The following is a 25,737-nucleotide window of genomic DNA, read 5'->3' on the forward strand; positions in this document are numbered from 1 at the left end:
GTCCTTGGATTCTAGGGGTCGTGGAAACACCTGACATGGGTTAGGTGATTGTGTGGGAGCGAAGTGGGATCCGGATTCTGCTGTTACTACTCGCTTTTGTGCTCTTGTTCGGGCCGGTGATTCGGTTCGTGCTGCTGCTGGTGTGGTTGACATGCCGTTGTCTGTGGCTTACCGGCTTGCACATCAGCTTCAACTGCCGATGAGGAGTAAAAAGCCGGTAAGCCCAGGTACAGAAGAAGAAATCACTCGGTTGTGGCTGGATGGCCTGGCCCCGATGGAAATCGTGCGAATACTATCTGTCGGGCCAAGCGTGGTCTATCGCATTGGTATCGAGCTGGGCTTATGGCAGCGAAACTCACACGGGCGTAGAGCAGCAGCTACATCTCGTCGGTGTGAATACCTGCAACTACGCGCGAATGCTTTAGGACGCAAAGATGCAGCCCTGGCGTGTGGTATCAATCCGCGTGATGCTTTGGATATTGATAAGGGTGTGATAAAGCTGCGTGGCGCGCGTGTCCCGTTTGTTCCCGATGGTCCCGACGTTGCACTGTATAACAGGCTTATGCAGGTTATTTCTCATGTCGACGGTCGGGTAGCTGTGCCGGTTCAGGTTATTCCTCAAGAAAGGATCGACCAGCGTATTTCATTGCGTTACTTGTGTGTAGAAGAACGCGAGCTTATTTTTGATTTGCTTCGCCAGAATTATGGTGTCCGCGAGATAGCCCGGCGACTAGGCCGCTCACCTGGCACGATTAGCAAGGAACTCAAACGCAATCGAGACGAATTCGGTGTGTATCTACCTACCTATGCGCAGCGTAAGTCTGTGTTGTCTAGGTTTCGCCCGAAAAAGCGCAAGGTTGAGGCCAACCCAGAATTAGGCAGCCGTGTGTGGGAGATGCTGAAAGAAAAGAATTCTCCTGAGCAGATTTCCGGGCGGTTGCGTAGAGACTATCCCGATGATGACACTATGTATGTGTGTCCTGAAACTATTTATCAGTCGTTGTTTTTCCAGGCTAAAGGTGAACTCAACAAAGAAGTAGCCGCAGCCTTGCGCCGCGGCCAAACGCAGCGCAAGCCACGAGGTCAACGTGTTGGGCGTACACGCTTTGTCGATCCGATGGTGATGATTTCTCAGCGCCCGGCAGAAGTAGAAGACCGAGCTGTGCCAGGTCATTGGGAAGGCGATCTCATCTTAGGGAAATCAAATAAATCAGCGATCGGTACTCTAGTCGAGCGCAGCACCCGTTACGTTATGTTGTTACACCTACCCAACGGTCATAGTGCGTTGGATGTTAATGAAGCGTTAGCCAAAGCGATAGGAACTTTGCCTGAACACCTCAAAGGTTCATTGACCTGGGATCAAGGCAGTGAAATGGCATGCCATAAAGCTTTTAGCATCGCTACGGATTGCCCGGTGTATTTCTGTGAGCCTGGTTCGCCTTGGCAGCGAGGGACTAATGAAAACACCAATGGGCTATTACGGCAGTATTTCCCAAAAGGAACAGATTTGAGTCTCTACACTGCTGAGGACCTTGAATTTGTAGCGATGCAGTTAAACCGCAGGCCACGCAAGACGCTAAGTTTTGACACCCCGGCCGAACGAATGGCAACCCTGCTAGAGTCAACCGAAACGTAGGACGTGTTTCCACGACCCCTAGAATTCGCCAGTCTAGGCACAAAACCAAAATCCCCAGCAGGAACGCAGATGTTCCGGCTGGGGAGAATGAGCTGGAGACGAGACTCGAACTCGCAACCGACGCATTACAAGTGCGTTGCGCTACCAATTGCGCCACTCCAGCACCGTGCATCCGCTAGTAAAAGCAACATCTAGGCGTCGAAATGACAACTAGCACGTTGCGCGCGGGGCACAAGAAACTACTTTAGCCCAGGCGTCGGCAAGAGAAAAACTCCGCTGGAATTGCCACCCGAAAATTCGACAGAAACCACTGCAAACACCACCCAAAAAGCATCCAGCCAGAACATGTAAAATCTGCACAGTCACGACTGATCATCCCCAGCAAACGCGCGATATGAGGTAGAGCCACTGTGTCTTGGTTGAACAACCTGAAAACGAACCTGCGGGGCACCGGTGCCAATATTTCCACGGTCGACGCCGCCAAGGCCGCACCACCACCATCACCACTGGCGCCGGTAGACCTCACCAACCCGGCGCATCTGACCGGAGTCATGGAAATCGCCGCCCGCATCGGCGAAATCCTGATCTCCTCCGGCAACTCTAATTCCGACGTGCGCGCACAGATCCATTCCGTGTTAAGCGCCTACGGCCTGTACCAGGCACACGTAGATATCACCACAAAGACCATCACCATCCACGCCAATATCGGCACCATCAACGAGCGCATCCCCATCAACGTCTTCCGCGTCGCACCTGACTTGACGGTCGATTTCTCCAAACTCACCGCGGTAGACCGGCTGATTCGCTCCATCCAGAACGGTGCCACACCACCAGAGCGCGCCGAACAAATCCTCGACGACATCATGGCCGAGGTCCCGCCGCACTCACCACACATGGTCAACGTCGGCTGGGGCATGCTGGGCGGCGGCGTATCCGTCATGCTCGGCGGCGACGCCGGAGTGGGAATCCTGGCATTCATTATTTCGTTCGCGATCATGGCGACGAACTCCTGGTTATCGAAATTCCGCCTGCCGGCGTTCTACCAAAACATGGTCGGCGGATTCATCGCCACCGTGCCAGCAGCCGGGTTTTATACCTTCGCCGGGAATATCGGCTGGACATTCTCCCCGTCATACCTGATTGCCTCCGGCATCATCGTGCTGGTGGCGGGCTTGACGCTGGTGCAGTGCTTTGTCGATGGCATCACCGGCGCCCCGGTTTCTTCGGCAGCTCGCTTATTCGAAGCCATACTGATGACCGGCGCCATCGTCGGCGGCGTGGCCATGGGTATTCAATTTGCGATTGTGGTTGGCTGGCAACTGCCTCCGCTGGAGCACACCAGCCCGCCGAATGCGCACGAGATTCCGCTGCGCATCGTCCTCGGTGCACTGGCCTCAGCCGGTTTCGCCTTCGCCTGCCAGGCGCGCCGCTCCGCGGTGGCAGTCGCCGGTGCCACCGCCGGTGCTGGCATGATCTTTTACTACGGCATCATGGTGCCACTCGGTGCAGGCGTCGTGCTGGCCTCGGGCGTGACCGCAGGCATCATCGGCCTGGCCGGTGGTCTGTTAGCTCGTCGCTATGAAATCCCACCGCTAATCGTCGCCGTGTGTGGTTATACCCCCATGTTGCCGGGCCTGATGCTCTACCGCGGCATGTACGCGATGATCAACGAACAAGCCATCGTCGGCTTTTCCAACGCCGGCGGCGCCATCGCCATTTCTGCTTCCCTAGCCGCAGGCGTGGTCTTCGGCGAAAAAGTCGCCCGCAACCTGCGCCGCCCACGCTCCTACCGCGCCTACACAGCCTTGCAACGCGCAGGCCGGTTCTCCTACCGCCAAGCCGCCCGGGCAGCCGCCAAAGGTAGTTCCGCAGCCCGCCGCATCCCGCGTACCAGCAACAACCACAAGCACGGGCAGGCGTCGGCAAGCGCCCCCGAAAACCACACGCAAGAGCCCACACAAACCCAGACCTCACGGCGCAAAAGCGACTAAACATAGCGTAGAATGGCGCAGTTGTAGGCAATACGCACCGCACACCCGAAAAGACACCGCTCCAGGAGGAAGCACTCCATGCCACCAAAGGTCACTGACAAGCATCCCGACGTAGAGCAAGAAGAGGCAGTCGAGGAACAAACCGCGTCTGCTGCACGACGCATCGTTGCCACCTACGCCGAAGACTTCATGGATGGCGTGACCCTCATGTCCATGCTGGGCGTAGAACCAGACGGCCTGGTGCACTCCAGGGTGGCCGCCGAGCAAAACCCACAGCCCGCTGGCGATGCTGACGACGGATCCGGCACTGCGAAAAAGACCACCAAAAAGACGTCCAAGAAGGCCTCGAAGAAAGCCACCAAGAAGTCCAGCAAAAAATCGACCAAGAAGACGGCGAAGAAAGCATCCAAGAAGTCGACAAAGAAGACTGCGAAGAAGTCTGCGAAAAAGACCAGCAAGAAGGCCACCAAGAAATCCACGGCCAAGAAATCAGCCGAATAAGCCTAGCTGAATAAACCAACTGTGGTTTCCAGATAGCGGTCGAGGTAAACGGTGAGTGAGGTAGCACGGTGAATGCCGGTCAAAGTGTCGGTGGCACCGGAGGCGGGGCCGGTGAGCATGATTTCGTGGTGGTCGCCAACCGCCTGCCGGTTGATCTCGTCACCGCCAACGACGGCAGCACAGAATGGAAAGCCTCGCCCGGCGGGCTGGTTTCTGCGCTCTCGCCCATTTTGGAAGCCCGGCAAGGCTGCTGGATCGGCTGGCCGGGTGTCGCCGATGCCGCCCCGGAACCATTCCACAACGACGCAGGGGCTCTGCTCTACCCCGTGACGCTGTCTGAATACGACTTCACAGCCTTTTATGAAGGCTTTTCCAACGCCACCCTGTGGCCGCTGTACCACGACCTGATCGTTCCGCCGACCTACCACCGCGAATGGTGGGCGGCATACCGGGATGTCAACACACGATTCGCGGAGCACGCCGCGGTAGTCGCCGCCCCAGGTGCCACCGTGTGGGTGCAGGACTACCAGCTGCAACTGGTTCCCGGGATCTTGCGGCAACTGCGCCCCGATGTGCGTATCGGGTTTTTCGCCCACATCCCCTTCCCACACCCGGATATTTTCCGGCAACTGCCCTGGCGCCACGAGATCATCCGCGGGCTTTTGGGTGCGGACGTGGTGGGCTTCCAATTGGTTTCTGACGCCAACCATTTTGTCCAGCTTGTCGACGCCGGTTATGGCGCCGCAGGCCATACGGTGACCGGAGGTAGTGCCAGCCTGCGCGAAATCACCGCACGCATCACCACCCCCGATTCCCGCGAAGTCGGCGTTGCGGCCTTCCCCATCTCGCTGGATTCTGGCTCCCAAGCCAAGCGCAGCGCGGGTGATAAGCACGAAATCGCGCGACTGCGGGCGGACCTTGGCAACCCGCAGGTGGTGTTTTTAGGTGTGGACCGGCTGGACTACACCAAGGGCATCGTCGAACGGCTGCAAGCCTTCGAAGAGTTATTGGAAGCCGGTGCCTTTGCCCCCAGCGACGTGTCCTTCGTGCAATTAGCAACCCCGTCGCGGGAACGGATCGACCACTACCGCAGGACGCGCTCGGTGGTAGAAGAAACCGTCGGCCGCATCAACGGGCGGTTTTCCACGCTGGGCCACCCCGTGGTGCATTACCAGCACACCAGCGTGCCCAAGCACACGCTGCAGCTGTACTACCAACTAGCGGATGTCATGGTGGTCACGCCCTTCAAAGATGGCATGAACCTGGTGGCCAAGGAATACGTCGCCTGCCACGACGACGGTTCCGGCGCGCTTGTGCTCTCTGAGTTCGCGGGTGCAGCCCAGGAATTACAGCAGGCAGTGCTGTGCAACCCTTTTGATATGGAATCAATCAAAACCGCGATGGTGACCGCAGCAACCGGGTTGCGGGAACACCCAGAACGGATGCGCGAGCGCATGCAGCACATGCATGAACACGTGCTGGAATACGACGTGGCCCGCTGGGCGCAGACATTTCTCACGAGTTTGGATGAATTCGCATGATCGGGCGTCGGCAAGCAACAGCATTGGTGTCTCTCGCGGCTGCCACCACTGGCCTGGCCGCGTGCGCCGATGAATCCACCGGCACGTTGCTGGATTCCACCTGGCAGATCACCCACATTTATTCCGCCCCGGAAGATCCCACCGAAGTGCCCGCGGATTTAGCAGGCGTGCCACGGCTGGGGTTCAGCCAAAACAGCATGGCAGGCTACACCGGGTGCGCCCCGTTGCAGGCACAGGTGAGTTTCAGCGATGAATCCGGCAACTCCGCACCCGCCGGTGCTGCCAGTTTCGTGCTGCTCAATGAGGTCATTATCGACGAGTCCGACACCGAATGCACCGGCACCAAAGCCTGGGTGCACAGCCATATTTCGGATCTGTTGGCCTCTGGCAACCGGTTTGCTCTGCAATTCGACGCGCGCGGCGAGCTCGTGCTGCAGCTTGACGACGGCCAGCCGATCGATTCACCAGCGTTGCGGATGTTCTCGCTCTAGCAGCAAGTTTTGCACTAGCAAGTTCTGCACTAGCCAGTTCTGCACTACCGCTGACCGCTGCGGCTAATATTTTGGGCATGAATACCCCAAATTCCTCAGCCGATCCCGCTCTGAGCAGGCACGCTTTGGCCAGTCACCCGGCATTTCTTGCTGCCGTGGAAAGCGCACGCCTGCTGGTTGTGTCCGATTTTGATGGCACGCTGGCGGGTTTTGATCCAGACCCCTATGCGGTACGCGCCCACCCGGATTCCGTGGCCGCGCTGCGGGAGTTAGCAGAAATGCCTGGCACCACCGTCGGGGTGTTATCGGGCCGGCACGTGGCCGGTTTGCAGCGAGTATGTCCGCTGCCGGCGCCGGTGATGATGGTTGGCTCGCACGGTGCCGAAGACCGCGACGGCGCCACGGTGGAATTAACCGAGGCGCAGCGTGACTTTTTATTGAAAATCGGCGCCGAGCTCGAAGCCATTGCGGCGCAGCACCCCGGCACCTATGTGGAAAACAAGCCATTCCAGCGGGTGTTTCACGTCGCTCCCCTGGCCGCTGAGGATCCTGACGCCGCACAGGAAATCTTGGCGCGCGCCCATGAAGTCGATGCGCGCGGGTTTCCCGTAACCCCCGGAAAAAATTTGGTGGAATTTTCTGCCCTAGAAATCACGAAAGGCACCTGGCTGCAACGCGAAAAACAGCGCGTGCAGGCAGATGCCGTGGTGTTCATCGGCGACGATGCCACAGATGAGCATGCCTTCGCCGTGCTCGGCCCCGATGATGTGGGCATCAAGGTCGGGGCGGGCGATACCTGCGCGGGCCACCGGGTCACAGATATTGACGAGGTGGCGCAAGTGTTGCAGGACCTGGCGGCCCGGCGTGGCAGGTATCTCGCTTAAGGCTTTAGCGAAGGCCTAGGATTTCGCCTGGGAAATTAGTGCTCGTCCCAGTGGCCATCGTGGAATGCGTGGCGGTGGCCGTCGTGGATGTAGTCAACGTGATCATCGTGTGGAACAGCGACGTGGCCGCAGTTTGGGCCGTGCTCATGCTCGTGAGTCTCGTGCGGCTGGTGCTGCTCGTTTTCGCACTCGTCCCAGTGGCCGTCGTGCTCGCGGTGCAGGTGGCCGTCGTGCACGTAGTCAACGTGATCATCGTGTGGAACGGCAACGTGGCCGCAGTTTGGGCCGTGCTGGTGAGTGTGCTCTTCGTGGATTGCGTGAGTCATTGTCTGACATCCTTTCCGCCTCGTTTTCAGTACATTTTCATTAAACATCATCACCGATAGATTTTCAACAAGAGATTCTTAATGAAAATGACACCGTTTATGGTTTGAACATGACTTTGATGGCTTCACGACGGTCCATAGCCGCATAACCTGCGGCAGCGTCGTCCAGCGACAGAGTTTTATCGAAAACATCGCCCGGTGTGATCTTGCCCGCATAGATCAATTCGACCAATTCCGGCAGGTATTTCCGCACTGGAGCCGGGCCGCCTTCCAGCGAAACTTGCGAGAAGAACAACTCCTGGCCATCGAGTTCCACCCCGTGGCTGACACCAACGAAGCCCACATTGCCGCCGCGACGGGTAGCACCGATAGCTTGTTTCATCGAACCATCCGTACCAACGGCCTCGACGCAACCGTGCAAGCCCACACCGTCGGTCAGCTCTTTGACCTTCTCGACGAATTCTTCACCACGCTCCGGAATGATGTCCGTGGCACCAAATTTCTTCGCCAGCTCCTGACGGGTTTCATGCCGGGAAGAGACCACGATACGCTCCGCGCCCATCTGCTTGGCAGCCAAAACCGCGGACAGGCCGACGGCACCGTCACCGACTACGCCAATAATCTTGCCTTCACCAGCACCAGCAACATCCGCGCCAAACCAGCCGGTACCCAACACATCCGAGGCCGCCAGCACGTGGCGCAACTGATCGTCATTTGGTTCGGCAGGCAATTTCACCAGGGTGCCGTCGGCAAGCGGAATGCGGGCATACTCAGCCTGGGTGCCAACGCCGCCCATAAATTCGCGGTTTACGCAGCCAGAAGGGTAACCAGCCTGGCAGATTTCGCATTTACCGCAGCTAGCAACAAAGGAACCGACAACCCAGTCCCCGACCTGAATATCCTGGACATCCGCACCGATTTCGGTGACTTGGCCGACGTATTCGTGGCCCATGCGAGCACCTGGGTCCACCTCTTCGTCACTGCGGTACGGCCACAGATCCGAACCGCATACGCACGCTGCCGCAACTTTGATGACGGCATCCGTAGGTTTTTCCAACTGAGCATCAGCGACATTGTCAACACGGATATCACCGGCAGCGTGGATGGTCACAGCGCGCATGTTTGTGCACTCTCCTTGTCATAATTGGACAAAATGGGGTTCCTGCTTTGTGCAGGTTCCCGATTCTAAGAAGCAGAGGGAACTGGGGCTGGGTGCAATTTTCAATAAGAGATCACGCGAGGCGAACATGCAGTTGACACGGCAACTTTATGCAATTTGCCACGCGCAGCCGCTTAGCTGCGAGCAAACTTTTTCTGCCGAGCCGCGTCGAATTCCGGCAACGTCCAACCGGTTGGTTCCGGCATCCCATATTCGTCGACAAGCACACGGAGCGCCTCATCCGGGCAATCCCTTACCGCTGCGGCCAGCTGCGTTCTGCGCCAGTTTTCACGCGCTGTACGCAGGTGTTGCTGCCATTTACTGTTGTCAACATCAAGCTTGAACTCCACGCGCAGCATTTCCAACACATCCTCTAAACATGGCCGAAAGCGGTGCCCACCAGTAGGGAAATGCAATTCTGACAGCCGCGTGCCCCGCCGAAAATAATCACGCACTTTCTTTGTCCGCTCAACATCAAATTTGGAAGCAAAACCCATGAGATGCGTGAATTCATCACGATGGGCATGGACATGAATATGTGAACTCGGGCGGTGAGAATCCTGCTCCTTGACGTATTCCACGCGGAACAACGGATCCGCATTTTCTCGGCCATGGGGAGTCACAGTAAGAGAAGATTTTTCCACTGCAAGGTGCCTTTGGCGAGAATCCCAGCCGCAATGAAATTCGATGATCAATCCAAGAACTGGCCATTCCTTAGAACGCAGATTAAGCACACCAAGTGAGCCTTCATTCTTCGCAAACCGCATTGCAACCACTTGCCTGCCTTTCAGGCGGGTTGCACTAAGGAGAATTTTTGGTGGATTTTCTTCAAAAAACTGCATCGCTTGCGTCAGCTCTTCGGCGAACTCATGCGCAGCATGCAACAAATTGTGTGAATCATTATGTGAATCTAGGTATTTGTCAGTCACGACCAACCAGCCACCTTAGCTCACGAATATCCTGCCAAACGGCAGCTTCTTTTGGTGACAGGTCGTACGCGTACGCCCTTTCTTCAAATCTTTCGATACCACCTTCAACGCTTTCTTCAAGCAGCTTGAGTTTTTCCAAAGCTTCCTCAGGTTCATACCAAACGAGTGGTGCAACCATCATTTCCTCCTTTCCATCACATCGATATTCTGCCTTCTACCGCTCACATAACTACAGATTCTGCACAATTTCCATAGCACGCATGTTCTAATTATGTGGTGGGGTTACCGTGGAGCCGGGAGATAGCGAAGTCCCCAAAATCCTGCGCGCAGGCGTACTATCCGGCTCGTCAATCAGCCCGCGCAGCACACGCCCGGCAGCAGCTCCTTTGGCCTTGTTCGGCTGGATGATCGTCGTCAAACCAGCATGCCGAGCTTCCGCGATACCGTCGAAACCGGTCACCGAAAGCTGCTCCGGAACCGAGATCCCACGCTCGCGGGCCTCATCCAATACCGCCAACGCCATGGAATCAGTGGTGCAGATAATCGCGGTCAGCTCCGGGTGCGTATCCAATATCTCGCGGGCAGCACTCCGAGCATTCGCGGCATCATTAATGTGGCGGGTAATCACCGGGATCTGCGCCGGATCCAGCCCGGCGCGCCGACACTCATCCAACACACCAGAAACGCGCCCGCGCTGTACATGCATATCAGCACCAGGAAGATCCGCAGCCGCCACTGCCCCATCAACACGCTGCTGGAATAGCCGGATCGATAACACCCCGATGCGCCGGTGACCGGCCTCCAGCACGGCACGGGCAGCCGGACGAATCGCGGCATCATCGTCAATGCCCACAAAAGGCGCGCCAGAATCCGTCGGCTGATCACACACCACCACCGGCAACCCACGCGCGCAGGCAGCCCGCAAATATGGATCATTCGCAGCCACCGAATAGATAATGAAACCATCCACCCCGGCCTGGTTCACAGCAGTGGTGGCTGCGTGAGCGGTGGCGTCGGCAAGCGTATCCGGGCCCGCGGGAATCAACGTCAACGAAAAATCGGTGCCATGCGTCGACTCGGCAATCCCGGCCAAAAAATCCACCGAGGCCATGTCCTCGAAGGCATAAGACAGATGCTCGGTCAACACCACACCCCAGGAACCAGCATGTTTGGTGCGCAGCGAACGCGCCGTCGGGTCCGGCCCCGGGTAGCCACGGGCTTTGGCCGCCGCCATGATGCGCTCACGGGTAGCAGTAGAAAGCTGATCGGGACGGTTATAGGCATTAGAAACCGTCGTTCGGGATACGCCAAGGTCGGCGGCAATCGATGCCAAAGTTCCTTTGCTGAGCCCAGCCCGTGATCGCGGTGCCATGCGGAATATCCTACCCGGCTTACACAGCCTGACGAGCAGCATGTTTTCACTAGATTTTCAATTGACAACTGTTTTCAGCATGACCATAGTGTTAGGTATGATCACGAAACGTCGAGGAGTCTTTACCGCCACCGCTACCGCCGCCATGATGTTCCTGGCGGCCTGCTCATCAGGAGAAACCGGGGGCTCCGGGGACGCTGCCTCGTCGGCAAGCAACGGCGACGCCGCAGCAAGCGGCGAAGGCACCATCGAGATCGTGGCGTCAACCAGCGTCTGGGGTGATCTCACCAAAGCCGTCATCGACGACGAATCCGTTGCGAATGTCCGCACCATCATCACCGACACCAACGTCGACCCGCACCACTTCGAACCCACGGCGGCTGACCTGGCACGCGCCAACGACGCCGACGTCGTCGTCGCAGGTGGCGGCGGCTACGACGCCTGGCTCTACGAGCCGCTCGACGAAGACATCGTCATCCACGCCCTGCCGCTAACCCCACACGAGCACAACTCCGGCAGCGAAAAACCCGAAGGCACCGAAGCGCACGCGCAGTACTACGGCGATAACGACACCTTCGACGTCGCCAACAACGAGCACGTGTGGTTCGACACCAAGGCACTCTCCACCGTGGCCAATGGGGTTGCCGACCGCATCAAGGAAACCCACCCGGATGCGCCCGTGAAAATCGACGAGCTCAACGCCGAACTCGATGCCATCGCCGAGCAAATCAAGGCCCTGCCTGCTGTCACCGTCGCGCAAACCCATCCGATCGCCGACTACATCCTCACCCACACACAAATGGATGAGATCACACCAGAGTCCTACCGGCACGCCACGCTGAACCACAGCGACGCCGCCGCAGCCGACCTGGCCTCATTCCTGGAACTCATCGACAACGACGAGCTCGATGTCCTGATCTACAACCCACAGACCGAAACGGACCTAACCAAGCGCATCCGCGAAGCCGCCGAGGCCAAAAACATCCCGATGGTTCCGGTCGGGGAAACCCCGCTGGATGGCGAGAACTTCCTGGAATACTTCCACTCTGTCGTCGATGACCTGGAAGAAGCCGCCGCAAAGGCAAACGCGTAAACTGCGATGCCGATTCAGTTTTCCAACGCCGGCGTCGCCCCACTGTGGAACGGGCTGGATCTCGACGTCCAGCCCGGCGAATTCATCGCCATCTTGGGCCCGAATGGTTCCGGCAAATCGACGCTGCTGAACACCATCCTGGGCACCCGCACGCTGAGTACCGGGTCTGTGCGCGTCAACGGGCGGGTCGGATACATCCCGCAGCAGCACATGTTTGATAAACACCTCCCGGTTCGGGCGCGCGACCTCGTCTCGCTGTCCCTGGCCCACGGGGTAGTGTCCGGGCGTCGGCCAGCGAAACACGCCGTCGACGAGGCGCTGGCTTACGTCGGCGCAGAAGGCATCGCGGAGCGTTCCGTCGGCACGCTTTCGGGCGGGCAACAGCAACTGATCCGCCAAGCCCAAGCCTTTGGCACCGACCCGGATGTGGTGCTTGCCGACGAGCCACTGCTCTCGCTGGACATGGCTCGCGAGCACGATACCGTCGCCCGGTTGGCTGAACATCGCGCCGCAGTTTTGTTTGTCACCCACGGCATCAACCCCATCCTGGATGTTGTCGACCGTGTGCTGTACCTGGCACCGCGCGGACACATGCTGGGAACGATCGACGAGGTCATGCAAACCCAGGTGCTCAGCGAGCTATACGGCACGCATGTGGAAGTAGCAACGGTCAACGGCAAGATGGTGGTGATCTAATGAGCTATTGGGACGATACCGCCTATTTGCTCTCAGTCGGCTTTGTGCAACAGGCACTGATTGCCTCTGCCTTGCTCGGGATTCTATCCGGCGTGATCACCAGTTTAATCGTGCTGCGGCACATGTCTTTTTCCGTGCACGCAACCTCCGAGCTAGCACTCATGGGTGCCGCGGCCGCGCTGCTTTTCGGCATCAATATCGGCTTCGGCGCGATCATCGGTTCGATAACGGCCGCGGTGATCCTGGCGGTACTCGGGCTGCGCGGTAACCAGGATTCCGCGATTGGTGTGGTCATGAGCTTCGGCTTGGGCCTATCCGTGCTGTTTATCCACCTGTACCCTGGCAATACGACGACGGCGATGTCGCTGCTGACCGGGCAAATCGTTGGGGTTTCCAGCGCGTCCACCTGGATGTTAGCGGCGACGACCGTGGTGATTACAGCCTTGATCATTGTGCTGTGGCGCCCTCTGCTGTTTGCCTCGGTGGATCCGTTGATGGCACAAGCCGCCGGTGTTCCCGTGCGTGGGCTGGCCGTGTTGTTTGCGGTGATGGTGGGTTTGACCGCCGCGCAATCCGTGCAGATCGTCGGTGCGCTGCTGGTAATGGCTCTGCTGATTACCCCAGGTGCAGCCGCAGTACAGGTGACTTCCTCGCCGGTGAAATCCGTGGTGCTTTCCGTGATTTTCGCCGAGCTCGCTGCCGTCGGCGGATTGATTGCCTCCTTAGCTCCTGGGCTGCCGGTCTCGGTGTTTGTGACCACGATTTCGTTCGTGATTTATCTGGTCTGCCGGATTATCGGGAATGTGCGCAGCCGCAAGACCTCCCGCGATGAGATCGCTTATGCACGCCGCGTGAAAGCATTGGATACAAGGAGCGATGCCACTTATGCCGCTGATGTCACTGATGCCACTGTGAATCCGCACCACCACATCGCGCAGGATGCTCGTAGCGATGGAAAAGATGACCGTGGCTGAGCTAGAGGCTGAGGCTCGCGGCTTAGCTAGGCGGCTGAATTAGGCGGCCGCATTAGGGCGCTGAGCTAGACGCCTGGCCTAGACGGGGCCTAGGCACAAAACCGGGGCTTGCAGCCCGCCAGCTGGTGCTGGTAATGGCTGCAAGCCCCGGTTGTCATTTCCGGTAAGTTTCCGGTTAGTTACCGGTCACGGCAAATTTTTACTTCTTCCCGTTGTCCCACTGGTTATCGGTGCTCCACTGGGTGGTTTCTGCGTTGGCATCTACGCCATCAGCGGTGGAGTTGTTGCCAGCTCCGCTATCGAAGTTCGGGGTAGAAAAGTCTTGGTCGTCAGAGTATTCCTGGCCGTAGCTCTGACCATAGTTCTGGCCGGAGAAGTTCTCGCCACCTAGGTTCTGCTCGCCGCCAAAGTTCTGCTCAGCGCCGGCAATACCGGAGCCAGCAACGCCAGAACCGGCAACACCAGCGCCAGCACCGACAGCCTGTTGGTTAGCAGCGGTTTCTTTTTCAGCCTTGCGCTTACGGAATGGCGCGGTAAACAAGTGATCCAGCGAGACCCGACCAGCACCGGCAGCAGACAGTGCCAGACCGGCGGCACCGATTATGCCAACCAGCTCCCAGCCACCGTCGGAAACAAAGATGCCGGAATCGCGGTGCGCAAACCATGCAGCACCGGCCATCTGCACAAACAGTACTGGGCCAACCAGGCGCACCAGCAGGCCGAGGATGAGGGCTGCGCCACCACCGATTTCGAACCAGGTAGCAATCTGTGCGGAAATCTCTGGGGAAGGCACACCCATTTCCTGGAAGGAGCTTGCGGTGCCGTCGATGGTCCACTCGTTAAACTTCTGCCAGCCGTGCGCGATGAGCACGACGCCCAGAATGATGCGGGCGATGAGCAGGAAAATATCTCTAATGACAATCATAGCCACCAGTTTAACCCGTTAGTGGCCATGTCACCTATTCGCCGTCCCCTATCCGCCTGGAGAGTGCTCCCGCAGACGATGCGCCGGGATCGCTACGTGCCCTTAACGTTGAGCACCTGCCGCAGTTCCGTAACCACCTCTACGAGATCCTCAGCATCAGCCATCACCTGGTCAATCGGCTTATACGCATCCGGAATTTCATCTACCCACTGCGCACCTGGCCGGTACACGATATCGCCCATGCGGCTCGCCAAATCTTCCGCGGTGTACTGCTTCTTTGCTTGCCGACGCGACATCACCCGTCCCGCCCCGTGCGGCGCTGAATTCAAGCCCACAGCGTTACCGCGACCGCGCACCACATAGGATCGCGCGCCCATCGAACCGGGAATCAAGCCAAACTTGCCGACGCTGGCATCAATCGCGCCCTTACGGGTAAGCCACACGGACTCATCATTGATGGTCACCTTTTCGGTGTAGTTATGGTGGCAGTTCACCCGTTCCACCTCGGTATCCGCACTATCTGCAGGCACCTCCACAGAAATACGCCCGTCGTCGCGGGCCTGGCGCATCATGCGGGCCAGCTGATCAACGAAGCGATCCATCATCTCATCGCGGTTCAGCCGTGCAAACCGTTGTGCCCAGGCGAGTTCCCGTAGGTAAGTATCAAAAGACTCAGTCCCCTCACGCAGGTAGGCGTGATCCGCTTCTGCAAGTTCGACGCCCGCTTCCGTGATTTCTCGCGTCGCAATCTTAATGTGCTTTTGCGCGATCTTGTTACCCACCCCGCGCGAACCTGAGTGCAGGAAACACCAGACATTTTCGTCGCCATCCAGGCACAACTCGATGAAGTGATTGCCGCCGCCCAAACTTCCCAGCTGCTCGCGCCACTTCGGAGAATGCGACAGGTCGACGTCGTCACGCTCGGCTAATTCCTCAAGCTCCTGAATGCGCGCCTTGGTGTGCTCGCGGTGAATCTTCTTATTGTAGTTCCCCGGTGAAAGCGGAATGGAACGCTCGATCTCGTCCCGCAGCTGCTCCAAGGAAATCTGCACGATGTCGTCGGCAGTAAAAATGGTGCGCACCGCGGCCATTCCACACCCAATATCCACCCCGACAGCAGCCGGAATCACCGCCCCCTTAGTGGGGATAACCGTGCCGATGGCTGTGCCCTTGCCGCTGTGCGCGTCGGGCATCAACGCGATATGCGGAGAAACAAAATCCAGCTGCCCTAATCCAGCGGCTTGGTCTGCGGTGTTCTGATCAATAATGCTGGCCCACGATAAAACCCGTGGGGCAAGTTCTATTGGCTTATGTGTCATGCTCAAGAGCGTAGCAGCCGGGTAGCACACCACTCGAACATGAATGCGATTGCACCCCACGATACCGTTCTTCGATACTTACATATACCGTTATTTTTGCAGACGGTGCTTCAGGACTGGCCCTATTGTGAACACGGAGGTCCCAATTCCGGATACGACAAGTGCCGCAGCTGGGCCGAGAGCACTGACAACGGGCGCTCCGACAATGTATCCAATGAGCATTGCGGAGCTGTTTATGGACCCCATCGTAGAAAGGGCTTTGGGCTTAACCTCACCAGGTACGGTTCCAACAACGATAATTCGCAGAGCGGCCACCTGGACGGCATTGCAAACTCCGCCAAGGAAGAAGCATGGTATGCAGAGCCACAATGAGGGAATTAGCCCGGGTAAAGCTATGAAACAGCCCATAGCGACACCTGCTCCGGTCAGAGCTTTCTTGGCGTTGTGTGAACCAAGACAAGCGGAAAACCGTGCCCCAAAGATACGGCCCACGATAAAAGCCTGGGCAATAATTGCATATACCGTACCGGTTACTTGCAGCGTTGTCGTCGCATAAAAGACAAGAGCAATGTTGAAAATTGACGTGCAGATGATTGCACCCCAAATGCTGGTTATCGCAAACCGAGAATTTCTATTTTTTAATAAGAGAGAAGGAGCTTCGAGGACCTTGTGGAAAAAGCTCGACGAAGTTTGTTTATTTTGTTCCTGTGCCGATTTGTCTTGCGCCGCAGTTTTGTAGAGCACTAGTTTGTAGACGACCAGAAAGACAACTAGCGAGATCACTACAGCGCACGCTTCTACCAAAAGCGCTGCCTGCAAGTTCTTTTGGTCAAGAAGTAATCCTCCTAGCGGCGGCCCAATGAATCCGCCCCCAAGACGTGCTGTATCCAAAAAAGAGAAGGCTTTCGCTTGCTGTCCTTCGCTGACCTGAGAGTCAACGATGGTGAAAATGGATGGAATTGACAGTCCGGTTAAACATGCGGTGACGAGATTTCCAAGGATGAGATTCAACGGCTCCGGGTAAGCAGCCATTGCTAATAGGCCCAGTAGATCCAAGAAGAGAGCAGAAAGTGCTATGTAATAGCTGCTGAATTTGTTGAAGAGTGGGCTCAGTAGCGGGACTACAAAAACCTGGGCGCAGGCTCCAGAGACAAAAATGCTTGCTACTAAGAGTTCACCCTCGTTAAGAGCGGCGAAGTGGAGTGAAATTGACAAGCTGGTCATTGCCCCGCACAGGGACAGCAAAAAATAGATGGCGGCCAAAGGATAAATTGCACGAAGTCCTTCGCCGCCACTACCTCTCAAGAGATGCATTGAGGATGACTTTATCCAATGCCAAAACAAACGAACTAGCCGACGCGGCGCTGGCGCGCGAACTCACTCAAGACCGCACCAGCTGCCACCGACGCGTTCAGCGATTCCACCCACCCGACGGTCGGAATCGACATCAACACATCACAGTTTTCGCGTACCAAACGCGAAATACCCTTACCTTCCGAGCCAACAACAATAACCACAGGATCCGTGCCGCCGTCATAGGTATCCAGCGTGTGCTCACCGCCAGCTTCCAGCCCAACGACCTGGTAACCGTTCTTCTGAAATTCTTTCACCGTACGCGTCAGGTTCGTCGCCCGCGCCACCGGCAACTGCGCGGCCGTACCAGCAGAAGTACGCCAAGCAACAGCCGTGACCGAAGCCGAACGACGCTCCGGAATAATCACACCGTGGCCACCAAAAGCTGCCGCCGAACGAATCACCGCACCCAAATTTCGCGGGTCCGTGATGTTATCCAGAATGACAAACATGCCAGTCTCATTGCGTTGCTGCACATCAGCGAGCAAATCCTCTACTTCCGCGTATTTAAACGGCGGAATCTGCAAACCAATGCCCTGGTGCATGCCGTTGCCGGTTTTCACGTCCATCTCATGACGCGGAAGCTCAGTAATCGGGATACCACGGCTATTCGCCATCTGCACAGCCTGTGTCAGCCGCTCATCCGAACCCGTACCAGCCACCACAAACAACATGCTCGCCGGAACTTTCGCGTTCAGGCATTCCACCACCGGGTTCCTGCCGACGACCAGCTCCGTCGTCGCGTCATGCCTGCCAGAATTAGAACGCTCACGGCGCTGTTTCGCCTTGTGCTTCTGGTGATAAACCCGATCTTCCGCCTTCGGCGTCGGCCCTTTGCCTTTCAAGCCGCGGCGACGCACGGCACCGGAGCCCTTCGTGGCTCCCTTCTTATTGGTCTTGCGGATTCCCGCTCCGCCCCTACCGTGGGTACGTGCCATAAAAATTCACTATCCTTGCTGTAAAAATTTCATTTTCGAGTATTTCGAATTAACTCTACTTCGCCGACACTGCGGCAAGCGATATCACTACGGATATCTGCCTAACGCAGCTTCCATTCCGCACCATTCGGGGTATCAATAACCTCAATACCAGCCGCAACCAAACGATCCCGCACGCCGTCGGCAGTAGCGAAATCTTTTTCCTTCCGCGCCGCAGCCCGCAGCTCAAGTTCGTGTTCTACCAAACTAGCAAGTGCTTGTTGTACATCGGAGTCACCGGTGCCCTGCACACTTCCTGCCCACTGCGGATCCAACGGATCAATACCAACAATGGCAGCCATCGCACGCACCAACGACGCCAACGCCACAGCTTTGGCCTTGCCAGCATCCTTGCCAGCCAGCGCGTTATTGCCTGCCTTCACCGTAGTGTGAATAACGGCCAACGCACGCGGCACCGCGAAATCATCATCCAACGCGACAGCAAACTTCTCCCAGTATGCAGAAATTTCCTTGGCGACATCATCGTTAGCCACTCCGTCGGCAAGCGCGGCAGCACCGGCGTCGGCAAGCCTGCCCTGTTCCACCACATACTTGTCGACGGGCGCACCCGCCAGCTTCGACGCACGGCTAACAAAATCCTCAATGCGGCGGAAACCAGCTGCGGCCTCATGCACCGCGGCCTCGGAATACTCCAACACACTGCGGTAATGCGCGCTACCCAGGTAGTAGCGCAACTCCACCGGGCGGACTTTTTCCAACAAAGCGTCGATATCCAACACGTTGCCCAACGACTTAGACATCTTCTCGCCAGCCATGGTCACCCAGTGGTTATGCATCCAGTACTGCGCGAAACCATCGCCGGCCGCGTGCGACTGCGCAATTTCGTTCTCATGGTGCGGGAACTGCAAATCCAGCCCGCCGCAATGCACGTCAAACTCCGCGCCCAAGTAGTACGTCGCCATCGCCGAGCACTCCAAGTGCCAACCCGGGCGGCCATGGCCCCACGGCGTAGGCCACGAAGGCTCACCGGGTTTCGCGGCTTTCCACAACGCAAAATCCAGTGGGTTTTTCTTGCCCGCGTTATCGGTCTCGCCTTGCTCCATCTCGTCCGGGCGGTTGCCCGAAAGGTGGCCGTAATCCGAGCCTTCTGCCTGCTGCCAGGCCATGACGTCAAAATACACCGAGCCGTCCACGTCGTAAGCAAAACCGCGGTCCATCAACCGCTGCATATACTCCACCATCTGGGTAACATGCCCGGTTGCGCGTGGCTCCACGCTTGGAGGCATGACGCCCAGTGCGTGGTAGGCGCGCGTGAATTCGCGCTCGTGCGTAGAAACCCACTCCCACCACGGGCGGGAATGCGCGTCGGCTTTGGTGAGGATCTTATCGTCAATATCCGTCACATTGCGCACGAATGCGACATCGTAGCCTTTGGCCAGAAACCAACGGCGCACAATATCAAAAGCAACCCCGGAACGCAGATGGCCGATGTGCGGTTTCGCCTGCGGGGTGGCCCCACACAGGTAAATCGACACCTCACCTTCGCGCAGGGGTTGAAATTCGTGGGTCTGGCGCGTCGCGGTATCAAAAATCCGTAAGCTCACAAGCTACTAGTTTACGCACTCCTGCACGCACTAGTTCGCGCGCCATACCACCGCGTTGGCGATTGCCGCCCGGCCTTCCTCGCGGCCGGTAAACCCCAGGTGATCCGTGGTGGTTGCCGAGACCGACACCGGGGCACCCAGCAGCTCACTTAAGACTTCTTGGGCTTCTTCCCTACGCGGGCTGAACTTCGGGGTTTGCCCGATCAGTTGCACCGCGACGTTGCCGATGCGGAAGTCGTTGTCGTCGAGAAGTTCACGCACCTCGCGCAGCAGCTGCGCACCGGAGACATTGTCATATTCTGGCCTGCCGACGCCGACGAACGAGCCGAGATCACCCAAACCAGAGGCAGACAGCAGCGCGTCCACCATGGCGTGCGAGACAACGTCACCATCCGAATGGCCTTCGCAGCCGTCGACGCCGTCGAAAAGCAGCCCTGCGATCCAGCAGGGTTTACCGGCCTCAATTTGGTGCGCATCGCTCGCGATGCCGACGCGCGGGCTGGGCATGGCCAGTGGCTGCGCGGAATTACCTTGCGCTGGGATGGCCTGGGACTGGGACGAGGTCTTCACTCTTTCTGCGCTTTCGGTCCTTTCAGTACCGTCAGCACCATCAGCGACGCCGTCGGCAAGAAACGCCTGGGCCAGCAGCAAATCCTTGCGCGTGGTGATTTTGAACGCCAGTTCATCGCCGTCGACGCACACGACGGGCACGCCCTGCCACTCAAGCAACGAGGCATCATCAGTGGGCACAAAACTGCGGGTGCCGGTTTCAGCATCCGCCTGCACGCTGGCATAATACATCTCGTTGGCAGAAAACAGCGCGCTGTAGCGAAAGCCCTGTGGCGTCTGTGCGGCACGCACATTGCTGCGGTCCACAGTCTTGGTGATCTGCACCTGACTGCGCCCTTCATCGCGACCAGCGGTTTCCGTCACAGTTTTGATGGTGTCTACCACCGGCAGAACCGGAACCACACCCGAAGCGCCATCTGCCACTGCACGCGCCACCCGGTCGATCATGCTCACAGGGGTCAGCGCCCGCGCGGCATCATGAACCAGCACGATGGGATCGACTCCCGGCTCCACAGAAATCGCTTCCAACCCAGCCATCACGGAATCAACGCGCTCCCCACGGCCAGGAACCAGCCGGATCGTGCGGCCCTCGTTGGTTCCGCTGGCTCCGCTGGCTCCGGTGTCTCCGACGGCTCCGTTGGCAGCTACACGGGTGGAGTCAGCGGCCTCGCATCGGGAAATCACCTCGGCTGCCGCATCCAACATATCCGGCGCAGCAACGACGATGATCTCGTCGACAAGCTCGGCTGCATGCATGGCTTTGATGCTGCGCTCCAGCAGGGACATTCCCGCGAGCTCAACAAACGCCTTCGGTTTGTCCGCACGCAAACGAGTGCCCTGCCCGGCAGCGGCAATAATCGCGACCACTGGGGCAGGGCGTGGGCTCGAACTACTCATGAGTTACCAGTCTTCAGCTGCTAGTCTTCAGCAACTAGTCTTCGTCGTCGAAGCTGAGATCATCCAGGTCCACATCAACCTTGGTGTCAACCTCTGGGCCGGAAGGACCTGTCAAACCAGCGGCACGGTGGCGCTCAATAGTGGCATCAACTTCGGCGAGCATCTTATCGGCTTTGGCCTCATCCACGGGGCCAGCCAACGCGAGCTCACCCACCAGAATCTGGCGCGCTTTCACCAACATACGCTTTTCACCTGCGGAAAGGCCACGGTCCTGGTCGCGGCGCCACAAATCACGCACAACCTCAGCAACCTGGTTGATATCGCCGGACGCCAGGCGCTCCTGATTCGCCTTGTAGCGACGGGACCAGTTACCGGCCTCTTCCACATCCGTCTCACGCAGCACGGAAAAGACTTTCTCCAGGCCTTCCTTGCCGACGACATCGCGCACGCCGACGCGCTCCACGTTCTTAGACGGAACGCGAACCACCAGGTCAGATTGGTTGATGGAAAGCACAACGTACTCGAGCGTCTCCCCGCCCATCTCGCGCGTTTCAATGGCTTCGACCTTCGCCGCGCCGTGGTGCGGGTAGACAACAACCTCGCCGACCTTGATTTCCATTCCCACTCCTCGCTTAACAGGCAGACTTCAGGCCGTCATTTTACCACGCAGTGAATACTTGCCGACGGGCGGGATCGCGCACACGTGGGCGTCGGCAAGCAACCCAAGACATCCCAAGACTTCTGGAGGACACTACCCATAAAAAGTTTGCCCCCGAATACCCCGCCCCTGTGCTGACAGAAAACCGGAAACTGTGTACCGGCGGGGGTAAACAGCTAAGGTAAAAGCTGAAAATCTTTGTGCTCGATGAGTTGTTGGAGGACCCCACAGTGACGTCCCTGAAATCGTTTGTTCGTCGCGGCGGCACCATTTCCGCTGCTGCCCTGGCCAGCCTGACCCTGGCTGCCTGCTCGGCAGGCCACATTACCCAGACCTCTTCACAGGTCGCCACCGTCGATGGACAGAGTGCGGACAGCGAAAACGGCGAACTTTCGGTCCGCGACGTCACCATCATTGTGGAAGACGACGCCGCTGCACTGAAGTTCACCGCCACCAACCAAGATCCTTCAATGAAAGAGCACACCCTGCAATCCATCTCGGTGGACGGCAACGAAGTGTCGGTGGAAACCCTGGAACCAATTGGTTCCGGCTGCACCGTCTTCGGTGACAGCGCGCTGGCATTGAAGGACACCCCGCAAGCAGACGATGCTTGCATTCAGTACGTCGAAACCACCCTGGACAACGACGACTTCGCACCGGGCGGCCACCGTCCCGTGGAATTCGTATTTGATTCCACCACCATCACCGTGGATGCGGCAGTAGCCGCCGCCCCGTTGACCACCGGCGAGCACGACCGCGACTGGGAAGAAGGCTACGCACCGCGTGGTGAAGGTTCCATCAGCGGCGATCATGGCCACGACCACGGAGCAGGCGAGCACGGACACGGCGAGCACCACTAAATCACTCAGCACCACAGTGGGCGTGCCAGCCTGAAGCACCCCTGGATTAACAATCCTTAATTAGCACCCCGGAATACCAATTCGGTATTAACACCGGGGTGTTTTTCGTATTTATTTTCGAAATTCGATGCGCGGAATAAGGTGCCTGTGACATGCCTGTCTTAGGATGATTCCATGGCGAAAAAACAGCGGGCGATCCACACGTGTTCCGAATGCGGCTACTCCTCCCCGAAATGGTTGGGCCGCTGCCCGGAATGCGGTTCTTGGGGCACGCTGGAAGAAGCAGCCCCGATCTTTACAGCCAGCATGGCCGCTGGCTTAGGTTCCGGTGCTAAAGCTTCCGGGGCGCGCGGAAGCGCTGGCGCTGGCTCGGGTGGGCTTGGTTCGCGCGGCCGCGGTTCCGGCAGTGGCCGCCGCAGTGGTCTGGCGCCAAGTAGTGCCGCGGTGCCGATCACCCAGATTTCCGCGCAGTCCGCGAAAAGCATGCACACCGGCATCAGGGAACTCGACCGAGTGTTGGGCGACGGCATCGTGGCTGGTTCCGTGGTGTTGATGGCCGGTGAGCCAGGCGTCGGCAAGTCCACCTTGCTATTAGAGGTAGCCGCGCGCTGGAGCCAAGTACCGGAAACGTCGGACCTGGAAACATCGAATCTGGACACGTCGAATGATGATGCCGCTGCAGACGGCCAGCCCACTACCCGCACGGCCCTCTACGTCACGGCGGAAGAATCCGCAGCACAGGTCTATTCCCGGGCGAAACGTACCGGCGGGTTGTCCCCCACGCTGTATCTCGCCGCAGAATCAGACCTGGATGTCGTGTTCCAGCAAGTCGAAGCACTACGGCCATCGCTGATCATCGTCGATTCCGTGCAAACCATGCAGGCCACCGGCGTGGAGGGGGTGGCTGGCGGCGTGGCGCAATCCCGCGCGGTCACGGCAGCACTGACCACGTTGGCGAAAACCACCGGTATTCCGATTCTGCTGGTCGGCCACGTCACCAAAGACGGCAACGTCGCCGGGCCGCGCGTGCTGGAGCACCTGGTCGATGTGGTGCTGAACTTTGAAGGCGAACGGCAATCCAGCTTGCGGATGCTACGCGGAATTAAAAACCGTTTTGGCGCTACCGACGAGGTCGGCTGTTTTGAACAAACCGCCGACGGCATCCGGGAAGTCGCCGACCCGTCCGGACTGTTCCTGTCCCACCACGGCGCAACACCCAACGGTTCCGCAGTCACCGTCGCCATGGATGGCGTACGCCCCATCGTGGCCGAGGTACAGTCTTTGACGGTCGATCCCGTCGCCAAGAACCCGCGCCGTGTGGTCACCGGCTTGGATCAAAACCGCATCCCGCTGGTACTCGCCGTGCTGCAGGCGCGCGCCGGTGAACGGACAAATGAAAAAGACGCCTACGTGGCGACGGTCGGCGGGGTACGCATCACCGAAACCGCCACCGACCTGGCGGTGGCCTTGGCGACGTGGTCGTCGCTGCATGAAACACCACTACCGGCCAAGACCGTATTCATCGGAGAAATTGGTCTGGCCGGCGAAATGCGCACGGTGCCGAATCTCAAACGACGCCTGCAAGAAGCCGCGCGGATTGGCTATCGCTGTGCCGTTGCCCCCAGCCGCAACAACGAAGAAGACCGCGCGCTCGCGAAAGAGCTCGCCGCCGAAGGCCTGGAACTGCGCAGCGTCGGCACCCTGCGCCAGGCACTCGCGGTGGTACGCGAACTGCGTGGCTAATTATGCCCCGCAGCTAAATTACGCCTATAGCTAATTACGCCCGCAGTGCGAAGGTCAGAGCGTCGGAAGCGTTATCACCAACGACGGCGTGCAGGAAGTAGTTACCTTCCGGGGTAGCGGGGCGGTGGTTGCACTCGCCCGGCGCGGAGTTCGTCTTCGACCAGACGGCCTCGAAGTGTCGGGTCTGGCCAGCCTTGAATTCCTGGTTGCCGGTGATCACCGCTGGGTAGCAGTCCGTGTCTGCCCAGATGCGGTGGTTCGTGTTCAGATCATAGACCTCGAAGCGCAGCGGGTTTTCATCCAAGTTCACCGTGCAATCATGGTCAGTCGGGTTTTCGATCGACATGTAGAACGTTGGCTGATCGCCACCTGCGTAATACGCCTTATCACTGTGCGCAGTCACGCTCAGGTTGTGTAGCTCGCAGGCGCCGGAGGTAGCTTGGGCTTCCGCGCCCTCTTCTGGGTATGGCGACGGACGCTCGTCGGCAGATTTTTCTTTGTTCTCGTCACCCTTGCGTGGACGATCCGAATCCTTGGCGCCATCTGCTGCGTCAATGTCCTCGGCTTCTTTCGCGGCACTGTCGTTAGCTGCGTCGTCGGCATCCTTATCCGAGCCCTTGCCCGCATCACCGTCTTTTTCATCCCGCGCCGCAGTGGCCGTCGCGGTCTGGTTAGCAGCCGAAGTATCCGCGGCCGACTGTGGATTCTCTTCACCGTTGCCACCGAAAATGGCGCTGAGGATCCAGACCAGCAAAAGCACAAGCAAGAGAAGAACCGCCAGGCCAGCCATGCGGCGGCGTCGGTAAATTTCTTCTGGGAGGCGTCGTTGTGGATGTTGAGGGGAAGTCACAATTCCTAATTTATAACGAAACACCGCTGGGCTGGGGCAACTACCGCGCGTGTCCGACGCCATCCGGCGGGTAACGGCGGTTGCCGCGACATGCAGCTAGCCACACGTCGGCAAGCGACTGCTAGTACACGCGTGTTATGTCCATGAGGTTTTTGGACTTGGAGTCCAGCTACTTTTTGGACGCGGAGTCTAGGGACTTTGTGGACGCGGAGTCTAGGGACTTTGTGGACGCGGAGTCTCCCCGCTTTTTGGACGGGGAGTCCACGGAGTTTTTGTACTGGTGCTAACTTGGCTTCTTCCGGCGGCTTGGCCGTGGCCCAGAGAGGTTGGGTTTTAGCTCTGGGGGTTGTCGGTGCCACATGCCGACAACGTGGTTTATGTTGATTTGACCGCCGGGTGGACGCTGATTCAGTTGGATCGGCAGCGG

The 25,737-nt window shown here is 58.3% G+C and carries 24 protein-coding genes, 1 tRNA gene and 1 pseudogene; 11 read left to right on the top strand and 15 right to left on the bottom strand.

Annotated elements, in window-relative coordinates; translation table 11 throughout:
* The first annotated feature begins 400 nt into the window (after positions 1-400).
* Positions 401-1,636: an IS30 family transposase gene (locus B142_RS13720; protein WP_420703252.1), complete on the top strand. Its 1,236-nt coding sequence runs from the start codon at positions 401-403 to the stop codon at positions 1,634-1,636.
* Positions 1,637-1,726: 90 nt separating this feature from the next.
* On the opposite strand, the gene B142_RS0110875 is transcribed toward B142_RS13720, so the two are convergent.
* Positions 1,727-1,799: transfer RNA gene (locus tag B142_RS0110875), tRNA-Thr, on the bottom strand.
* Positions 1,800-2,046: 247 nt separating this feature from the next.
* Between B142_RS0110875 and thrE the strand changes: the two genes are divergently transcribed.
* From thrE to otsB, 5 genes are all read left to right on the top strand, one after another.
* Positions 2,047-3,627 (top strand): threonine/serine exporter ThrE, encoded by a 1,581-nt coding sequence (gene thrE, locus B142_RS12690; RefSeq protein WP_018121582.1) that lies wholly within the window; start codon positions 2,047-2,049, stop codon positions 3,625-3,627.
* 78 nt (positions 3,628-3,705) lie between these two features.
* Positions 3,706-4,128 carry a hypothetical protein gene (locus B142_RS0110890; RefSeq protein WP_018121583.1) on the top strand — a complete coding sequence of 141 codons (423 nt, stop codon included), beginning with the start codon at positions 3,706-3,708 and terminating at the stop codon, positions 4,126-4,128.
* A gap of 68 nt (positions 4,129-4,196) precedes the next feature.
* Positions 4,197-5,669, top strand: a complete 1,473-nt coding sequence (locus tag B142_RS0110895; RefSeq protein ID WP_018121584.1) for an alpha,alpha-trehalose-phosphate synthase (UDP-forming) — start codon at positions 4,197-4,199, stop codon at positions 5,667-5,669.
* Entirely contained in the window at positions 5,666-6,160 is a 495-nt protein-coding gene (locus B142_RS12695) for a hypothetical protein (protein WP_018121585.1), read from the top strand. Before B142_RS0110895 ends, B142_RS12695 begins: the two co-directional genes overlap by 4 nt.
* A 77-nt stretch (positions 6,161-6,237) precedes the next feature.
* The gene (gene otsB, locus B142_RS0110905) at positions 6,238-7,044 is read left to right on the top strand and encodes a trehalose-phosphatase (protein WP_081604996.1); all 807 of its coding nucleotides are present in this window, start codon (positions 6,238-6,240) and stop codon (positions 7,042-7,044) included.
* Between the two features lie 35 nt (positions 7,045-7,079).
* Here otsB and B142_RS0110910 read toward each other — a convergent pair whose 3' ends face one another.
* From B142_RS0110910 to B142_RS0110930, 5 genes are all read right to left on the bottom strand, one after another.
* Positions 7,080-7,370, bottom strand: a complete 291-nt coding sequence (locus B142_RS0110910) for a hypothetical protein (protein WP_018121587.1) — start codon at positions 7,368-7,370, stop codon at positions 7,080-7,082.
* 97 nt (positions 7,371-7,467) lie between these two features.
* Complete coding sequence (locus B142_RS0110915; RefSeq protein WP_018121588.1) at positions 7,468-8,490, bottom strand: zinc-binding dehydrogenase; 1,023 nt, start codon at positions 8,488-8,490, stop codon at positions 7,468-7,470.
* 173 nt (positions 8,491-8,663) lie between these two features.
* Complete coding sequence (locus tag B142_RS13070) at positions 8,664-9,458, bottom strand: hypothetical protein (RefSeq protein WP_018121589.1); 795 nt, start codon at positions 9,456-9,458, stop codon at positions 8,664-8,666.
* On the bottom strand, positions 9,451-9,639 hold the full coding sequence (locus tag B142_RS0110925) for a hypothetical protein (protein WP_018121590.1): 189 nt from the start codon (positions 9,637-9,639) through the stop codon (positions 9,451-9,453). The genes B142_RS13070 and B142_RS0110925 overlap by 8 nt, the downstream gene beginning before the upstream one ends.
* Positions 9,640-9,723: 84 nt before the next feature.
* Entirely contained in the window at positions 9,724-10,830 is a 1,107-nt protein-coding gene (locus B142_RS0110930; protein ID WP_018121591.1) for a LacI family DNA-binding transcriptional regulator, read from the bottom strand.
* Positions 10,831-10,927: 97 nt separating this feature from the next.
* Here B142_RS0110930 and B142_RS0110935 point away from each other — a divergent pair, with 97 nt between their 5' ends.
* From B142_RS0110935 to B142_RS12705, 3 genes are read left to right on the top strand one after another with little or no spacing between them, the layout of a single operon-like run.
* The gene (locus B142_RS0110935) at positions 10,928-11,923 is read left to right on the top strand and encodes a metal ABC transporter solute-binding protein, Zn/Mn family (RefSeq protein WP_018121592.1); all 996 of its coding nucleotides are present in this window, start codon (positions 10,928-10,930) and stop codon (positions 11,921-11,923) included.
* A 6-nt stretch (positions 11,924-11,929) separates the two neighbouring features.
* On the top strand, positions 11,930-12,619 hold the full coding sequence (locus B142_RS0110940; protein WP_018121593.1) for a metal ABC transporter ATP-binding protein: 690 nt from the start codon (positions 11,930-11,932) through the stop codon (positions 12,617-12,619).
* The gene (locus tag B142_RS12705; protein ID WP_018121594.1) at positions 12,619-13,593 is read left to right on the top strand and encodes a metal ABC transporter permease; all 975 of its coding nucleotides are present in this window, start codon (positions 12,619-12,621) and stop codon (positions 13,591-13,593) included. The genes B142_RS0110940 and B142_RS12705 overlap by 1 nt, the downstream gene beginning before the upstream one ends.
* A 199-nt stretch (positions 13,594-13,792) precedes the next feature.
* Here B142_RS12705 and B142_RS14240 read toward each other — a convergent pair whose 3' ends face one another.
* The 8 genes and pseudogenes from B142_RS14240 to B142_RS0110980 form a co-directional block, all read right to left on the bottom strand.
* On the bottom strand, positions 13,793-14,518 hold the full coding sequence (locus B142_RS14240; RefSeq protein ID WP_018121595.1) for a DoxX family protein: 726 nt from the start codon (positions 14,516-14,518) through the stop codon (positions 13,793-13,795).
* Between the two features lie 92 nt (positions 14,519-14,610).
* Positions 14,611-15,837, bottom strand: coding sequence for an RtcB family protein (locus tag B142_RS0110955; RefSeq protein WP_018121596.1), 1,227 nt, complete (start codon positions 15,835-15,837; stop codon positions 14,611-14,613).
* A gap of 90 nt (positions 15,838-15,927) precedes the next feature.
* Positions 15,928-17,100 (bottom strand): MFS transporter, encoded by a 1,173-nt coding sequence (locus B142_RS0110960; protein WP_236658154.1) that lies wholly within the window; start codon positions 17,098-17,100, stop codon positions 15,928-15,930.
* Between the two features lie 86 nt (positions 17,101-17,186).
* Entirely contained in the window at positions 17,187-18,128 is a 942-nt protein-coding gene (rlmB, locus tag B142_RS0110965) for a 23S rRNA (guanosine(2251)-2'-O)-methyltransferase RlmB (protein WP_018121598.1), read from the bottom strand.
* Positions 18,129-18,229: 101 nt separating this feature from the next.
* Positions 18,230-19,732 carry a cysteine--tRNA ligase gene (cysS, locus tag B142_RS0110970; RefSeq protein ID WP_018121599.1) on the bottom strand — a complete coding sequence of 501 codons (1,503 nt, stop codon included), beginning with the start codon at positions 19,730-19,732 and terminating at the stop codon, positions 18,230-18,232.
* A 30-nt stretch (positions 19,733-19,762) separates the two neighbouring features.
* Positions 19,763-20,239, bottom strand: a complete 477-nt coding sequence (gene ispF, locus B142_RS14105) for a 2-C-methyl-D-erythritol 2,4-cyclodiphosphate synthase (RefSeq protein ID WP_039734354.1) — start codon at positions 20,237-20,239, stop codon at positions 19,763-19,765.
* A gap of 129 nt (positions 20,240-20,368) precedes the next feature.
* A pseudogene (locus tag B142_RS14110) lies at positions 20,369-21,199 on the bottom strand (IspD/TarI family cytidylyltransferase); the annotation flags it as partial.
* A 34-nt stretch (positions 21,200-21,233) separates the two neighbouring features.
* Positions 21,234-21,818: a CarD family transcriptional regulator gene (locus B142_RS0110980; protein WP_018121601.1), complete on the bottom strand. Its 585-nt coding sequence runs from the start codon at positions 21,816-21,818 to the stop codon at positions 21,234-21,236.
* A gap of 269 nt (positions 21,819-22,087) precedes the next feature.
* Here B142_RS0110980 and B142_RS0110985 point away from each other — a divergent pair, with 269 nt between their 5' ends.
* Positions 22,088-22,717, top strand: coding sequence for a hypothetical protein (locus B142_RS0110985; protein ID WP_187114687.1), 630 nt, complete (start codon positions 22,088-22,090; stop codon positions 22,715-22,717).
* Between the two features lie 174 nt (positions 22,718-22,891).
* Positions 22,892-24,460 carry a DNA repair protein RadA gene (locus B142_RS0110990; RefSeq protein ID WP_018121603.1) on the top strand — a complete coding sequence of 523 codons (1,569 nt, stop codon included), beginning with the start codon at positions 22,892-22,894 and terminating at the stop codon, positions 24,458-24,460.
* A 34-nt stretch (positions 24,461-24,494) separates the two neighbouring features.
* On the opposite strand, the gene B142_RS0110995 is transcribed toward B142_RS0110990, so the two are convergent.
* Entirely contained in the window at positions 24,495-25,310 is an 816-nt protein-coding gene (locus B142_RS0110995; protein ID WP_026168094.1) for a hypothetical protein, read from the bottom strand.
* Positions 25,311-25,737: the final 427 nt, after the last annotated feature.

The organism is Corynebacterium propinquum DSM 44285 (assembly GCF_000375525.1).
Lineage (GTDB): Bacteria > Actinomycetota > Actinomycetes > Mycobacteriales > Mycobacteriaceae > Corynebacterium > Corynebacterium propinquum.

Excerpts from the sequence above, each read along its gene's own strand:
- B142_RS0110980 (WP_018121601.1), bottom strand. The coding sequence starts at position 21,818 with ATGGAAATCAAGGTCGGCGAGGTTGTTGTCTACCCGCACCACGGCGCG.
- B142_RS0110890 (WP_018121583.1), top strand. The coding sequence starts at position 3,706 with ATGCCACCAAAGGTCACTGACAAGCATCCCGACGTAGAGCAAGAAGAG.
- ispF (WP_039734354.1), bottom strand. The coding sequence starts at position 20,239 with ATGCCCAGCCCGCGCGTCGGCATCGCGAGCGATGCGCACCAAATTGAG.
- rlmB (WP_018121598.1), bottom strand. The coding sequence starts at position 18,128 with ATGGCACGTACCCACGGTAGGGGCGGAGCGGGAATCCGCAAGACCAAT.
- B142_RS0110935 (WP_018121592.1), top strand. The coding sequence starts at position 10,928 with ATGATCACGAAACGTCGAGGAGTCTTTACCGCCACCGCTACCGCCGCC.
- B142_RS0110925 (WP_018121590.1), bottom strand. The coding sequence starts at position 9,639 with ATGATGGTTGCACCACTCGTTTGGTATGAACCTGAGGAAGCTTTGGAA.
- otsB (WP_081604996.1), top strand. The coding sequence starts at position 6,238 with ATGAATACCCCAAATTCCTCAGCCGATCCCGCTCTGAGCAGGCACGCT.
- B142_RS0110955 (WP_018121596.1), bottom strand. The coding sequence starts at position 15,837 with ATGACACATAAGCCAATAGAACTTGCCCCACGGGTTTTATCGTGGGCC.
- B142_RS0110990 (WP_018121603.1), top strand. The coding sequence starts at position 22,892 with ATGGCGAAAAAACAGCGGGCGATCCACACGTGTTCCGAATGCGGCTAC.
- B142_RS0110940 (WP_018121593.1), top strand. The coding sequence starts at position 11,930 with ATGCCGATTCAGTTTTCCAACGCCGGCGTCGCCCCACTGTGGAACGGG.
- B142_RS14240 (WP_018121595.1), bottom strand. The coding sequence starts at position 14,518 with ATGATTGTCATTAGAGATATTTTCCTGCTCATCGCCCGCATCATTCTG.
- B142_RS12705 (WP_018121594.1), top strand. The coding sequence starts at position 12,619 with ATGAGCTATTGGGACGATACCGCCTATTTGCTCTCAGTCGGCTTTGTG.
- B142_RS0110930 (WP_018121591.1), bottom strand. The coding sequence starts at position 10,830 with ATGGCACCGCGATCACGGGCTGGGCTCAGCAAAGGAACTTTGGCATCG.
- B142_RS0110915 (WP_018121588.1), bottom strand. The coding sequence starts at position 8,490 with ATGCGCGCTGTGACCATCCACGCTGCCGGTGATATCCGTGTTGACAAT.
- B142_RS0110910 (WP_018121587.1), bottom strand. The coding sequence starts at position 7,370 with ATGACTCACGCAATCCACGAAGAGCACACTCACCAGCACGGCCCAAAC.
- B142_RS12695 (WP_018121585.1), top strand. The coding sequence starts at position 5,666 with ATGATCGGGCGTCGGCAAGCAACAGCATTGGTGTCTCTCGCGGCTGCC.